This window comes from Mycolicibacterium setense (assembly GCF_000805385.1).
GTDB lineage: Bacteria > Actinomycetota > Actinomycetes > Mycobacteriales > Mycobacteriaceae > Mycobacterium > Mycobacterium setense.
The window spans coordinates 1-14,483 of the sequence record NZ_JTJW01000008.1; the positions used below are offsets into that span (position 1 = coordinate 1).

Below are 14,483 nucleotides of genomic sequence, written 5' to 3' on the forward strand. Positions count from 1 at the left end.
AACTCTCCAAACAAAAACTTCCCAGTCCAAAAACCAGGCAGAATTCGAATCAGAAAAATCCGATCACAAACAAAAGACACCAACAAACTGGCATCAAAAAACAACAACCACACCCTAAACGGGAAAAGAGCGTGGCCAAAAAACAACAAACAAAAACCACCAAACACACTATTGAGTTCTCAAACAACACGCCCGAGTTTGTCGCGCAGAAATCCAGCGGCTAAAAGCCGCTGAGCTTACTGCGGGCAGTGAGAAGACCCACCGTAATGGGTGTCTCTCTCGGATTTCGTCTTCGCTCTCCGGCGCTTGTCCGTGTCGCTCTGACTTGGAATAAGTTACGTGAGCGCTAACAGCGAGTCAAATCGCCTGGTCACTGTCGCGTTTCCGCAGGTCAGCGGCAGGCTGCCGACGGGCCTAACCGCCCGCCCGCTCGACGCCGGCAATGTGCCGCTTGCCACGTCGCAACACGAGCCAGCGTTCGTACAGAAAATCCGAATGCTGTGGTATCCACTCGTCGCTTTCAATACGGACGTTGTTCACGTACACGCCGCCCTCGGCGACGGTGCGGCGCGCGTCTCCCTTGCTTTTGGAGAGTCCGGTGGCCACCAACAAATCGGTGATCGAATCGGGGCCGCCCGGCTTCAGTGCGGCCACCTCCCCACTGCTGGCCTCACGCAGCGCGGCGCCCAGGGTGGATTCGTCGAGTTCGGTGAGTTCGGCGCGGCCGAACAGCGCCTGGCTGGCCAGCTCGACCGCCGTCGTCGCACCTTCGCCATGGACCAACGTGGTCAGTTCGCGGGCCAGCCGTTTCTGTGCGGCGCGTTCATGGGCACGGTTCTTGGTGGCGTCGTCAAGCTCGGCGATCTCGTCCGGCGACAGGAAGGTGAACCACCGCAGGTAGCCCATCACGTCGGCGTCGGCGGTGTTCACGAAGTACTGGTACCAGGCATAAGGGCTGGTCATCTCGGGATCCAGCCACAAGTTGCCGCCACCGGTCGACTTACCGAACTTCTTGCCCTCGGAGTCGGTGACCAGTGGGGTCGTCATCGCATGCACGGTCGCGCCGAGCTTCTGGCGCACCAACCGGGCGCCGGCCACGATGTTGCCCCACTGGTCGGAGCCACCGATCTGCAGCGCGCAGCCGTACCGCTGGTGAAGTTCGACGAAGTCGTTGGCCTGAAGCAGCATGTAGCTGAACTCCGTGTAGGAGATGCCGTCGCCCTCCAACCGGCGCCGGACCGTCTCCCGGTCCAGCATCACGTTGACCGAGAAGTATTTCCCCAGGTCACGTAGGAATTCAATGGCGGACAGCTCGGACGTCCACGACAGGTTGTTCTCGACGACCGCACCGGTCGGGCTGTCGTCGAATTCGACGAACCGCTCCAGTTGTCCACGGATGCGCCCGGCCCAGTCCGCGACGGTGTCGGCGGTGTTCAGAGTGCGCTCCCCCGTGTCGCGCGGGTCGCCGATCATCCCGGTGGCCCCGCCGGCGAGCACGATCGGCCGATGACCGGCGCGCTGGAAGCGCCGCAGGGTGAGCAGCGGTACCAGGTGGCCGGCATGCAGGCTGGGCGCGGTGGGATCGAAACCCGAGTAGACCGTCATGGGGCCCTTGGCCAGGTCATTCGCCAGGGCGTCGCGGTCGGTCGACTGCGCGATCAGCCCGCGCCAGTCCAGCTCATCGAGGATTCCCATCGCTCCAGAAGTCATGCGATCAATCATCGCGTCTCAGTCGCTGGCACCGGGCGCCGGGGCGCGCGGGCTGCGCCGATACGCCGAAACCTCTCCCCGATCCGCCAGCCACAACCGCCATCTGCGGTCGGCAGCCTTGCTCACCCCGACCCGCGGCCCGTCGACTGCCGGCGCCGCATCGCGCAAGGCCAGGCGTACCGGACTGTCGGCGTCGAAGAGGTCAATTCCGTTGTCCTCCATGGTGATTCCCAGCGCCGAACAGAGGTTTCCGGGCCCTCGCGCCAGCGCGGCCGGCAAGATCGCCGGTCCGCGACGCCGGCGGGCAAGCTCAGCGCCTGCGGACACCGACGCCGCACGCAGCAGTACCGCGCCCGCGACGCCGTCGAATCCGCAGACCACATTCGCGCAGACGTGAATGCCGTGGCTGCGGTAGGTGTACAGGTGTCCCGGCGGGCCGAACATCACGAGGTTCCGCCCGCCTGCGCCACGAAAGGAATGCGAGGCGGCGTCTGGCCAGGGTCCGTCAGGTGGGCCGCCGTACGCCTCGACCTCGACGACGACAGCGCTGACTCCACGACCGGTCAGCTCGGCCCCCAACAGTCGGCGGGCCGCAAGCAGGGGGTCACCAGCCAACAGCTCGGTGCCCATCTGCAAGCCCACCCGAGCGATTCTGCACTTCTCAACAACTGCCGTTGACACCGGCCGTACGTGCGCGCATTATTCAACGCATGATGACTTCATCGATTGATGAATTCTCCCCGGAATTCCCGGCCGGCGCGGCTCCCCCGGCCATCGACATCGCCGGCCTGCAGGTCAACAGGGGTGGCAGGCCCGCGATTCGCGACCTCACCGTCCAGATCGCCGGCGGCACCATCACCGGATTGCTCGGCCCGTCCGGCTGCGGCAAGTCCACGCTGATACGCAGCATCGTCGGAACCCAGATCGTCGCGGCGGGCACGGTCACTGTGCTCGGCCACCCCGCCGGCTCGGCGCCGCTGCGCCACCGCGTCGGATACGTCACCCAGGATCCGACCATTTACGACGACCTGCGGGTGATCGACAACGTGCGGTACTTCGCGGCGCTCTACGGCACCTCGGCGGACTCGGCGGCCAATGCCATCCGATCGGTCGGCCTCGACGATCACCGCACCGCGTACTGCGGCAACCTCTCCGGCGGACAGCGCACCCGGGTATCGCTCGCATGTGCGCTGGTGGCCGAGCCCGAGCTGCTGGTGCTCGACGAACCCACCGTCGGCCTCGACCCGGTCCTTCGCGTCGACCTGTGGGAGCAGTTCAACGAACTGTCGCGGCGCGGCACCACGCTGCTGGTTTCCAGCCACGTCATGGACGAGGCCGACCACTGCGGCGACCTGCTGCTCATGCGTGAAGGACGACTGCTCGCCCACACCACCCCAGACCTGCTACGGAAGGACACGGCATGCACGTCCCTGGAGGAAGCGTTTCTCACCGTCATCCGGCGCAGCGGCTCGGACGCGACCAACCCAGCCGGCTGAGCCCGGCGGCCTATCTGGCCACGACGGGCCGGATCCTGCGGCAGCTGGCCGCCGACCACCGCAGCGTCGCGATGATCCTGGTGGTACCGAGCCTGATCATCACGCTGATGTACTTCATGTTCCAGAACGCGCCGCAATCGCCGGGCCACCCCAGCCCGTTCAACAATGCGTGCCTGATCATGCTCGGCGTGTTCCCGCTGATCGTGATGTTCCTGATCACCTCGATCACCATGCAGCGCGAACGTGTCTCGGGGACCCTCGAGCGCATTCTGACCACACCGCTACGTCGTTTCGACCTGTTGGCCGCGTACGGCACGGCGTTCTCGATCGCCGCCGCGGCGCAGGCCACCCTGGCCTGCATCGTCTCGTTCTGGTTCCTCGGATTGGACACCGCGGGCAGCCCCGGGCTGGTGTTCCTCATCGCGATCATCAACGCCGTGCTCGGCGTGGGGCTCGGCCTGTTGTGCAGCGCGTTCGCCCGCACAGAGTTCCAGGCCGTGCAGTTCATGCCCGTGGTGATCGCACCTCAGCTGCTGCTGTGCGGCATCATCGTGCCGCGCGCCGCGCTGCCGGATTGGCTTGAATGGATCAGCAACGTGCTGCCTGCCAGCTATGCACTCGAGGCACTGCAGCAGGTCGGCGCACATCCGGAGCTCACCGCCGTCGCGGCGCGGGACATCGCGATCGTGGTGGGGTTCGCCGTACTGGCGCTGGGACTGGCCGCGGCCACCCTGCGCCGCCGAACACCTTAGGTAAACGTGAGCACCCACATCGATTCCGAACGGGAACGCAAACGCCCGGGCCGGCCCGCAGGCCCGTCGGACAAGCGCGAGCGCATCCTGACCAGCGCACGGGAATTGTTCGCCCGCAACGGAATCGACAAGACATCTATCCGCGCCATCGCGGCTGACGCCGGCGTGGACGCCGCGCTGGTGCATCACTACTTCGGCACCAAGACGCAGCTGTTCGCCGCCGCGATCCACATCCCCATCGATCCGATGACCGTGATCGGAAAGCTGAAGGAAGTGCCGGTGGAGCAGATCGGGCACACCCTGCCGTCAATCCTGTTGCCGCTGTGGGATTCCGAGATCGGCAAGGGTTTCGTGGCGACCCTGCGTTCCCTCCTGGCAGGCAACGACGTGTCACTGGTGCGGTCGTTCCTGCAGGAGATCATCGTCGGAGAAATCGGACCACGGGTGGACAACCCGCCTGGGAGCTCCCGGATCCGCATCCAGTTCGTCGCATCGCAACTGGTCGGGGTCGCCATGGCGCGTTACATCCTGGAGCTGCAACCTTTCGCCACGCTGCCGGCGGATCAGATCGTCGAGACCATCGCCCCCACCCTGCAGCGCTACCTCACCGGTGATCTACCCGGACTCCCCTGAGCCCGCCAACTCCATCAGCCGACGATGCTCGGCATCATCATCGATGGCCACTGCCTCGTCGACCAAGAGCACCGGAATGCCGTCTTCGATCCGGTAGGCCCGCCGCAACCGGGGGTTGTAGAGCCAGTCCGTTCCCGCCAGCAGGAGCGGCCCGCGGTCCTGCGGGCAGACCAGGATGCTCAAAAGCTTGTCGTCGACCACCACGCGACGCTAGCCCAACGGGATCTGGATGCCACCACTCGGGCCAGGCTGGGCGCCTCCGCCCGGAATGGGGGCGATGCCCCCGGGGAACTGGCCGACCCCGGGATTGACAGCACCCTGCTGCGGGATCTGTGCAGCGGACTGCGCCTGCAACTTGCGCTGATACGACAGCGTGCTCTTGAGCGCGTTGATCAGCGGAACCTGATTGGGACGCTTGTCGAGTGCCTCGGTGATGGCTTCACGGTTGGCGTTCGACGGCTTGTAGCCCTGCTGACGCAGCTTCAGGATGTCGTGGATCAGCGTCGAGATCTGTCCACCGCCCTCGCCGGTGTCGTAGTCCTTGGCGATGATGGACAGTGCTTCGTCGGCGGTCATCTGCGGCGCTGCGGCCGGCTCTGCCCCCGGCGCGTCGGCCGCAGGTGTCGGCTGTGCGGGCTGAACGGGATCGGCCGCAGCCGTCGGCGCACCGGCGCCCACCAGGAGCCCCAGGACCAGCGCACCGCCCGTCACCGACCCGGTGACGGCCCGACGCCAGCTGTTCGCACGCGATCCCGATGTCATCGATCCTCCAGTCGTTCTGCCGTCCGCCGGAGCCTAACAGCGCATTCGTGCCCCGGCACGCCGCCGACATACCTGCCTAGTCGGTATCCGGCTCGTCGGCTGCGGCTCCTGCGACGAGTTCAGCCCGGCTGGCCGCCGTCAGTTTCTTGTACGAACCTGTATCGGCGTCGAAGTACCAGCAGTTACGCCGCCCCGCCTTCGGAATGCCTGCCGCGCGCAAAGGTGCGAGCAGCGGACGGTACGAGGCACCGAGTTCCATGTCGGCCACCACGTGCACGACGTCTGGTGGATTGCCCGCCGCCAGATCGTCCAACGCGTGCGAAAGGTCGGCGGTGGGGACGCTGCCACCGGGACGCAGCGCCAGCGCCGTCACCGCGAGTTGCCGGCCCGCCGCCTCGACGCCATAAGTGACCGACATGTCTACCGCGTCCAGACGACCGACCGCGTCGTTGACCGCCGTCGCGAACACCGCCCCCCGTTCGGTACGGATCACCGCGCCACGGTTGTCGACCAGCCAGTAATCGCCGTCCTCGTCACGACGGAACAGGAACTCGGTGGACACCCAGGTGTCGGCAGGCGCGAAAACGCCACGCTTGACCACGGCGGTCGGGTCGACCGGGCCACGCGGGTGAGCCAGCAGCACGCCGACCTCGTTGGCGTCGGCCTTGCGGACAAATCCCTGCTCGTCCTCCAGGATCAGGTCGTCGTCCGCGTCGTAGGCGGCCAGTTCGACATGGCCTCCGCCCGGCAGCGGCCGTCCCTTGCTGCCGATCTTGGCGCCCGAGACGTTGGCCAGCACGGCCTGGCCATCGGTGGTGGCGAAGAACTCCACGACCTGGGCCGGCTCGAACACGTCGACCACCCGCTTCCACAACCCGGCAGGCATGCCGGATCCGATGAACAACCGGACCGGGTGGCTTCCGGTGAGCGAGAACGACGGGTCGTCGATGACCTCGCGCAGCATGGCCCAGGTGTAGGACACGACCGTGACACCGTATTGCCGGATCTCCTGCAGAAACCGGTCCGGCTGCAAGCCGCGGGACAACGCGATACGCGAGCCGCCGACCACCGCACCGCCGAGGCTGACCAGTAGTCCTGACTGATGGTGGAGTGGGGTCAGGCAGTAGACCGTGTCGCCGCGACCGAGATTGGCCGCCGACGCGGTCCCGAAGGCCGACAACGCCCACCGGAAGTTGGTGATCTGACGCGCCACGAGTTCGCCGCCGACCTCGCTGAAGGCGACGAACGCCAGGTCGCGGGCCAGGCCCGGGTTGGGCCGGTACCAGCCGGGCAACTCGACGACGTCGGGGTCGATCTTCTCCATGTCGACGATCGACGCGACGTCGTCGTACCGGTCCAGGTGCAGGTCGCGGCTCTCCCCACCGCCCAGCACCAGCACGCGCATGTCGAGTTCGCGAGCCACATCGAGGTGGCTGGGGTCGGCGATGATCTCGGTCACGCCGCCGAGCCGGGCGGCCTCGGCCAGATCGGTCTCGGGCAACAGCACTGCCACCGCCCCCAAACGGGACAGCGCCGCGATCGCGACGAGCGCACTGGGGCGGGTGTCCATCAGGACACCGACGCGGGCACCCTGCCGTACCCCGACGTCGATCAGGCCGCGGACCACGTTGTTGATCCGCCGGTCCACCGCCTCGTAGGTGTGTACCCGGCCGTCGAACAGCAGTGCCTCACCGTTGGGCACGCTGCGTGCCTGCTCGCTCATGATCCGGCCGAGCGAGATCCGGGTGTGGTCGTTGACCTGTCCCAGCCGTGCCAGGCGCGGCAGCGTGCGGGCGGTCTCGATGACCAGGGTCCGTGCGTTCTTGTTCGCCGCCACCAACGCTTCGGCTGCCGACCGGGCGACCCCGAACGCCATCTCGGTGGCCGCCGTCGCGCCGTGGGTGACGCGGGTGGAGAACGACACCCCACCGCCCTCCGGGTGGTCTGCCGGCTGCGATCCCATGGGAACCACACCTTCCGGCATCTGTTCTCCACCAAGCCATTTCACCCATTGGGCCACCGTCGGCCAGGTCTGGTCGGAAGCCTTCGAACCCACGACCAACCCGAAATGTCCTGCCCGGATCAGGTATTCGTAAACATCCGCATCGGGCGCCGCTCGCTTGATGCCCCGGACTGCGGCCGGCTGGCCGATATCGTCGACCTCGCCGACCACCGCGAGGATCGGGCAGTCGATGTCAGAAAGGGTGACCAGGTCGCCGTGAATCGAAAAGCCGCCGGTCATCATCCGGTTGTGTGAGATGAACTGCTTGAGCAGTTCGGAGATCGCGGGTCCGGACCAGGCGATCCAGCCCTCCGAGGACAGGAACCGGCGCTGCTGTTCGCGCGGCAGCAGGGCCTCGCGGTCGTGCAACTGACGCAGGAACTCCAGACGAGACTGGGCGGTCTTGATCGGGTCGAGCATCTGGAATCCGGTGCGCGCCAACCAGCCAGGAATATCGATGCGGCTGAACACATGGTCGGCCATGAAATCCGCCGCGCCCGCAGCGACCCCGGCGGGAAGATTCATCGGCAACGCGGCCAGGGTGTCCACCGGGGCACCGAAGGCGATGATGCTGGCCAGATCCTTGGAGCGCCGGTAGGCCGCGGTCTGGTAGGCGAACATGCCGCCCTGCGAGTAGCCGGCCAGGTGCACATCGCGACCGGTGACCTCTTTGACGATGTCGATGGCTTCGGACAGCGCGACCACGTGATCGGCGAGGTTGCGCTGCATGCCGCCCTCGACCTTGTCCGGTGAGCCGAAGTCGATCACCCATGGGTCGATACCGGCCGCGTGCAGGATGCCGACAGCGCCGTCGTCGCGGGTCACATCCCACATGTCCGCCGACATCATCATCGGGTGGACCATCAGCACCGGCGGGCGCGGATCCTGGGCACCCGGGCGGGCATCCGGCGGGAAGTACCGCCGCAACCGGTACATCGGCACGCTCTGGATGATCTGAAAGGGCGACGGGACAGCGCCGGTCTCAAGGCCGCCGTAGCGCAGCACTTCCAGACCGTTCTGCGCGGTCGCCAGCAACCGCTCGACCGGTCTGGTCACTGCCGAGAAATCCACCAGCTTGCTCCCCACACGACAACTCAACCCCGACCCCCGATTGACGAGGTCATCATGGCACAACAGCAACCGATACCCGACGTGATCACCGCTACGCCGACAGCGGCCCCATGCGATGCCGTAGCTCGGGCCGCCGAACGATAGGGTCGGCGGCGATGGCACACCTGCTCGGGGGCGAAACCCTTCATTTGGAGTACCCCACCGGCGTGGTGTTCGACTCGGTCACCGTCGGCGTCAGCGAAGGCGACCGGATCGGCATCGTCGGCCGGAACGGCGACGGAAAATCCAGCCTGCTCGCCATGCTGGCGGGCCGGCTCGAACCCGATTCCGGCCGGGTGACGGTGCGCGGTGGTGTGCGGGTCGGCGTACTCGATCAGGCCGACACCCTCGACGACGCCGACACCGTCGGCCACGCCGTGGTCGGTGATGTGCCCGAACACGTTTGGGCCGGCGACCCCCGCGGGCGCGACGTCATCTCCGGTCTGCTCGGCGACCTGCCCTGGGACGCCGAACTCCGCACGCTGTCGGGCGGACAGCGTCGCCGGGTCGCCCTGGCGAGGCTGCTCGCCGGCGATCACGATGTGCTGGCGCTCGACGAGCCGACCAACCACCTTGACGTGGAGGCGATCACCTGGCTCGCCGATCACCTCAAGAAGCGCTGGTCCGCGTCGTCGGGTGGGCTGCTGGTGGTGACGCACGACCGCTGGTTTCTCGACGAGGTCTGTACGACCACATGGGAAGTGCACGACCGCATCGTCGAACCGTTCGACGGGGGTTACGCGGCCTACATCCTGCAGCGGGTGGAGCGCGACCGGCAGGCGGCCACGATCGAGGCCCGCCGGCAGAACCTGGCCCGCAAGGAACTGGCCTGGCTGCGCCGCGGCGCGCCGGCCCGCACCTCCAAACCGAAGTTCCGCATCGACGCGGCCAACGCCCTGATCGCCGATGTGCCGGAGATCCGGGACAAGGTCGCACTGCAGTCCCTGGCGGTGTCACGGCTCGGCAAGCAGGTCGTCGACCTACTCGACGTGTCGGTGAGCTACGGCGACCGCGAGGTGCTGCACCAGGTCGAGTGGCGGATCGCCCCGGGCGAGCGCACCGGCATCCTCGGCGTCAACGGCGCCGGAAAATCGACGCTGCTCGGTCTGATCGACGGGTCGGTGCAACCGACCGCGGGCCGGGTCAAACACGGTAAGACGCTGCAGGTGGCGACCCTCACCCAGACCGTGGACGAGCTTGAGCCCCACCTCGACGATCCGGTGCGGACGGTGCTCGCCAACCTGCGCACGTCGTATGTGTTCGGTACCGGGTCGAAGGCCCAGGAACTGACGCCCGGGCAGTTGCTGGAGCGCCTCGGGTTCTCCAACGCCCAGTTGTCGACACCGGTCAAGGACCTCTCCGGTGGACAACAACGTCGCCTGCAACTGCTGTTGATCCTGCTGGCACAGCCCAACGTGTTGATCCTCGACGAACCGACCAACGACCTGGACACCGACATGCTGTCGGCCATGGAGGATCTGCTCGACTCGTGGCCCGGCACGCTGATCGTGGTGAGCCACGACCGGTATTTCCTGGAGCGGGTCACCGACCAGCAGTACGGAATCCTCGGCGGGCATCTGCGGCATCTGCCCGGCGGGGTGGACGAGTACCTGCGGTTGCGGGCCGCGCATGCGTCGGCGACCGGCGCGGCGCCGGCACCGGCGTTCGGCACCGCGCCGGAAGGGCTGTCGGGCGCCGATCTGCGGGCAGCGCAGAAGGAACTGTCCGCCCTGGAACGCCGGCTGGAGAAACTGCAGCAACAGATCAACCGGTCCAGGACGGCGATGGCAGACCATGACCAGTCCGATTTCGAGGGACTCGCGGTCAAGGTGGCCGCCATCCGCGCGCTGGAGGACGAGGTCGCCGAGGTCGAGGAACGCTGGTTCGAACTCGGTGAGCAGATCGGCTAGGTTCCGCGCGATCCGGTCGGCACGAATTCGACCAGCGCTAATCCTTGCGGGCCAACGTGCGCCTCAGGAAGGCCAATTGGTCCGCGATCACTCGGTCCCGCACATCCGCGCTGTAGAAATCGAAATGCGCGACGGGGTACTCGAGTAGTTCGCCCAGCGGGGCAGCCCGCGCCAGGGCACCCGCGCTCTCCGGCGTCGTCTCGGCATCCTCTGTTCCCACGCACACCAACAGTGGGCATTCCAGCTGCGCAGCGAAATCACCTGGGCGATAACGCATCATCTCAATGAGCCCACGGGGCGCCACCTCATTGCGCCAGGTTTCACTTGTCATCGCACGAATTGCCCGTTCCGCACCGTCACCCGTCATCACCGCGAGTTCGCCCTGGACTCCGACGGCCGGGATGTAGTGGGGCCGCAGGCGCACGAAGCCCCGGCACCAATCGTCGGCCATCACTCCGAGCAGGCGCAGGGTCGACCATGTCGAGCGCCCCTGGACCTTGCGCGGAAAGCCGTTGAAGGGGATCTGAGCGACTACCGCAGCGATCCTCTGATCGCGGGCCGCCGCGGTCACCACATGCCCGCCCCCGAGCGACGACCCCCACAGCGCGATGCGGTCGCCGTCGACAGAATCCAGACCGCGGGCGCAAGCGACCGCGGCCGCGATATCGGTGAGTTGGCCGTCGATGCTGACGACTTGACGGGGATGGCCGCCGCTTTCGCCGAAACTGCGGTAGTCGAACGTGAGGGTGTGATAGCCGGCCTTTGCGAAGGCCTCCGCTGCAGCCACCAGCGCCGAGGTGTCCTGTGTACCGCCGAACCCGGTGCACAGCACGACGCAGGGCCCGGACTCTCGACCGGAAAGTCGTAGGTACCCCACGCAGCGGTCGGTACCGGACTGGAATGTGACTTGCTCAGCCATATTCCCCACGGTACGCAAGCCCTAGCGGCGCAGCCGGATTCGTAACTCCTCGGTGGTGTTTCGGACCACGCCCAGCTGCTTGGCGACCTGCACCGGTGCGGTACCACCCCGTGCGCTGCGCGCGTTCACCGATCCCTCGACGGTCAGCACCTCGCGCACCTGCGCGGTGAGCGCGGGGTTGATGGCGGAGAACTCGTCGTCGGTGAGTTCATCGAGACCGACGCCGCGCGCCTCGGCGGTCTGCACCGCGGCACCCGCGGCCTCATGGGCAACCCGGAACGGAACACCTTGGCGCACAAGCCATTCAGCGATATCGGTGGCAAGGGTGTAGCCCGCGGGGGCCAGCGCGGCCATCCTGTCCTCGTCGAAGGTCAGTGTGGCCACCAGTCCGGCCATGGCCGGCAGCAGCAGCTCCAGCTGCGCCACCGAGTCGAAAACCGGTTCCTTGTCCTCCTGCAGGTCGCGGTTGTAGGCCAGCGGTTGCGCCTTGAGCGTGGCCAGCAGGCCCGTGAGATTGCCGATCAAGCGACCGGATTTTCCGCGCGCCAACTCGGCGATGTCCGGATTCTTCTTCTGCGGCATGATGGAACTGCCGGTCGACCAGGAATCGTGCAGCGTGACGTACCCGAATTCGGTTGTGCTCCAGAGGATGATGTCTTCGGCGAGCCGGGACAGGTCCACCCCGATCTGGGCGAAGATGAACGCCGCCTCGGCAGCGAAGTCCCGCGACGCGGTAGCGTCGACGGAATTGTCGGCCGCCGCAGCGAATCCGAGATCCTCGGCGATCGCGTCGGGATCCAAACCGAGCGAGGAGCCGGCCAGCGCCCCCGAGCCGTAGGGCGAGACCGCGGTGCGATCGTCGAAATCGGCGATCCGGTCGACATTGCGCAAAAGCGGATGAGCGTGGGCCAACAGGTGATGCGCGAGCAGAATCGGCTGAGCGGCCTGCAGATGGGTCTTGCCGGGCATGATCGCCGTCGGATGCGCCGCGGCCTGGGTGGCCAACGCATTCACCACCTCGAGCACTCCGTCGGCGACGCGGCGGACGGCGTCGCGCAGCCACATCCGGAACAGCGTGGCCACCTGATCGTTCCGGGAGCGCCCGGCCCGCAGCCGGCCACCGAGATCGGGCCCGACCCGGTCGATCAGGCCACGCTCGAGCGCGCCGTGCACGTCCTCGTCGGTCACCAGTGGCTCGAAGCTGCCGTCGGCAACATCGGAACCCAGGCTGTCCAGCCCAGCCAGCAGACCGTCTCGCTGCTCATCGGTGAGCAGCCCGGCCCGGTGCAGCACGCGGGCGTGGGCCTTGGAGGCCGTGATGTCGTACGGCGCGAGCACCCAGTCGAAGTGGGTCGACTTGCTCAGCGCGGCAAGGGCGGCCGAAGGACCATCGGCAAACCGGCCGCCCCACAGCGAGCCCTCGTTGGTGGTTCCGTCGTTGGTGCTCATGTCACCCTCACTGCTCGGCGGTGCTTACTGCTTACAGACCCAGGTCGCGCTTGGCCGAGATCTTGGAGCTCAGGCCGTGCAGCTGCACGAAGCCCTTGGCCGCGCTCTGGTCGAAGCTGTCGCCCTCGTCGTAGGTGGCCAGGTTGAAGTCGTACAGCGACTCACCGGAACGACGGCCGTTGACGATGATGGCCCCGGCGTGCAGAACCAGCCGGATGTCACCGGAGACATGCTGCTGCGTGTGCTCGACGAACGCCTCCAGCGAGCGCTTCAGCGGGCTGAACCACAGGCCGTCATAGGTGAGTTCACCCCACTTCTGGTCCACGCCGCGCTTGTACCGGCCCAGCTCACGCTCCAGCGTCACGTGCTCGAGCTCGGTGTGCGCGGTGATCAGCACCATCGCGCCCGGCGCCTCGTAGATTTCGCGGCTCTTGATGCCGACCAAGCGGTCCTCGACCACATCGAGCCGGCCGACGCCCTGCGCACCGGCCCGGGTGTTGAGCTCCTGGATGATCTCCAAGACGGACGTCGAACGTCCATCTATTGCTACCGGACGGCCCTTGTCGAAACTGATGATCAGCTCGTCGGGAGCGTTGAAGTTGACCGTCGGGTCCTGCGTGTAGTCGTAGACGTCCTTGGTCGGCGCGTTCCACAGATCCTCGAGGAAGCCGGTCTCGACGGCGCGGCCCCACACGTTCTGGTCGATGGAGAACGGCGAGCGCTTGGTCACGTTGATCGGGATGGCGTTCTCCTCGGCGAACGCGATGGCCTTCTCCCGGGTCCAGGCGTAGTCGCGAACCGGTGCGATGACGTCCAGTTCTGGCGCCAGCGAGGCGAATCCGACCTCGAAGCGCACCTGGTCGTTGCCCTTGCCGGTGCAGCCGTGCGCAACAACGGTTCCGCCATGGCTGCGCGCCGCGTCCACCAGATGCTTGACGATCAGCGGGCGGCTGATCGCCGACACCAGCGGATAGCGATCCATGTAGAGCGCGTTGGCCTTGATGGTCGGCAGGCAGTATTCGTCGGCGAACTCGTCGCGCGCGTCCACCACGACGGCCTCGACCGCACCGCAATCCAGGGCACGCTGGCGGATGACCTCCATGTCCTCACCACCCTGGCCGAGGTCGATGGCGACGGCGACGACCTCTTTGCCGGTCTCTTTGCCGATCCAGCTGATCGCGACCGAGGTGTCCAGACCTCCGGAGTACGCCAGAATGACGCGTTCGGACATGAGCAATCTCCTTGTTTTGAGCGTTATTTCAAGTTCTCGATGGTGCTGGCCAGCTCGGCCCCGGTCATCGGGTCGCGCGCCACCACCACGATGGTGTCGTCACCGGCGATGGTGCCGACCACATATGGCAGGGCAGCGCGGTCGATCGCGCTGGCCAGGTAGTGCGCCGCCCCTGGCGGGGTGCGCAGCACGGCAAGGTTAGCGCTGGCGTCTGTCGACACCAGCAACTCCCCCAGCAATCGGGTCAACCGTTCGGTACCGCCGGACACACCGCGCACCGGGCTGCCGTCCTCGGGCACGACGTACACGCCGACACCGCCGTCGGCGCCGCGAAGTTTCACCGCGCCGAGTTCTTCGAGGTCCCGCGACAACGTGGCCTGGGTGACCTCGATGCCCTCCTGGCCCAGCAGCGCCGCCAGTTCGGTCTGGCTGCTCACCTGCCTGGCCGACAGCAGGGCGATGATGCGGGCCTGACGGCCGGCACGGGTGGGTGCGCTCATCGCGACGTC

The 14,483-nt window shown here is 66.8% G+C and carries 14 protein-coding genes; 5 read left to right on the forward strand and 9 right to left on the reverse strand.

The genetic code is table 11. The annotated features are described in order from the left end of the window. The coding region (locus tag QQ25_RS31380) for a hypothetical protein (RefSeq protein WP_234711938.1) at positions 1–224 on the forward strand (224 nt) is incomplete at its 5' end. 190 nt (positions 225–414) lie between these two features. Here QQ25_RS31380 and tyrS read toward each other — a convergent pair. Further along, positions 415–1,710, reverse strand: coding sequence for a tyrosine--tRNA ligase (tyrS, locus tag QQ25_RS18385; RefSeq protein WP_162627787.1), 1,296 nt, complete (start codon positions 1,708–1,710; stop codon positions 415–417). Positions 1,711–1,728: 18 nt separating this feature from the next. Continuing rightward, the gene (locus QQ25_RS18390) at positions 1,729–2,340 is read right to left on the reverse strand and encodes a DNA-3-methyladenine glycosylase (protein WP_039381050.1); all 612 of its coding nucleotides are present in this window, start codon (positions 2,338–2,340) and stop codon (positions 1,729–1,731) included. 80 nt (positions 2,341–2,420) lie between these two features. On the opposite strand from QQ25_RS18390, the gene QQ25_RS18395 reads away from it, so the two are divergent. The 3 genes from QQ25_RS18395 to QQ25_RS18405 are packed head-to-tail and all read left to right on the forward strand — an operon-like array spanning position 2,421 to position 4,591. Beyond that, positions 2,421–3,206, forward strand: a complete 786-nt coding sequence (locus tag QQ25_RS18395; protein ID WP_039380335.1) for an ABC transporter ATP-binding protein — start codon at positions 2,421–2,423, stop codon at positions 3,204–3,206. Continuing rightward, positions 3,131–3,958: an ABC transporter permease gene (locus QQ25_RS18400; protein WP_082017598.1), complete on the forward strand. Its 828-nt coding sequence runs from the start codon at positions 3,131–3,133 to the stop codon at positions 3,956–3,958. Before QQ25_RS18395 ends, QQ25_RS18400 begins: the two co-directional genes overlap by 76 nt. A gap of 6 nt (positions 3,959–3,964) precedes the next feature. Continuing rightward, positions 3,965–4,591, forward strand: coding sequence for a TetR/AcrR family transcriptional regulator (locus tag QQ25_RS18405; protein WP_039321246.1), 627 nt, complete (start codon positions 3,965–3,967; stop codon positions 4,589–4,591). Here the strand turns inward: QQ25_RS18405 and QQ25_RS18410 are convergent. The 3 genes from QQ25_RS18410 to QQ25_RS18420 form a co-directional block, all read right to left on the reverse strand. After that, positions 4,574–4,792, reverse strand: a complete 219-nt coding sequence (locus tag QQ25_RS18410) for a Trm112 family protein (RefSeq protein WP_003885152.1) — start codon at positions 4,790–4,792, stop codon at positions 4,574–4,576. The genes QQ25_RS18405 and QQ25_RS18410 overlap by 18 nt on opposite strands. Positions 4,793–4,801: 9 nt before the next feature. Then, a complete protein-coding gene (locus QQ25_RS18415; protein ID WP_039321248.1) occupies positions 4,802–5,353 on the reverse strand; it encodes a hypothetical protein in 552 nt (183 codons plus the stop codon). 76 nt (positions 5,354–5,429) lie between these two features. After that, entirely contained in the window at positions 5,430–8,426 is a 2,997-nt protein-coding gene (locus QQ25_RS18420; protein ID WP_039321593.1) for an acyl-CoA synthetase, read from the reverse strand. A gap of 155 nt (positions 8,427–8,581) precedes the next feature. Between QQ25_RS18420 and QQ25_RS18425 the strand changes: the two genes are divergently transcribed. Next, positions 8,582–10,375: an ABC-F family ATP-binding cassette domain-containing protein gene (locus QQ25_RS18425; protein WP_039380337.1), complete on the forward strand. Its 1,794-nt coding sequence runs from the start codon at positions 8,582–8,584 to the stop codon at positions 10,373–10,375. Between the two features lie 37 nt (positions 10,376–10,412). On the opposite strand, the gene QQ25_RS18430 is transcribed toward QQ25_RS18425, so the two are convergent. From QQ25_RS18430 to QQ25_RS18445, 4 genes are read right to left on the reverse strand one after another with little or no spacing between them, the layout of a single operon-like run. Beyond that, on the reverse strand, positions 10,413–11,294 hold the full coding sequence (locus tag QQ25_RS18430) for an alpha/beta hydrolase (protein WP_039380339.1): 882 nt from the start codon (positions 11,292–11,294) through the stop codon (positions 10,413–10,415). A 21-nt stretch (positions 11,295–11,315) separates the two neighbouring features. Beyond that, positions 11,316–12,743 (reverse strand): argininosuccinate lyase, encoded by a 1,428-nt coding sequence (gene argH / locus QQ25_RS18435; protein WP_039380340.1) that lies wholly within the window; start codon positions 12,741–12,743, stop codon positions 11,316–11,318. Between the two features lie 31 nt (positions 12,744–12,774). Continuing rightward, positions 12,775–13,974 (reverse strand): argininosuccinate synthase, encoded by a 1,200-nt coding sequence (locus tag QQ25_RS18440; protein ID WP_039321255.1) that lies wholly within the window; start codon positions 13,972–13,974, stop codon positions 12,775–12,777. A gap of 23 nt (positions 13,975–13,997) precedes the next feature. Then, positions 13,998–14,474: an arginine repressor gene (locus tag QQ25_RS18445; protein WP_039321258.1), complete on the reverse strand. Its 477-nt coding sequence runs from the start codon at positions 14,472–14,474 to the stop codon at positions 13,998–14,000. Positions 14,475–14,483: the final 9 nt, after the last annotated feature.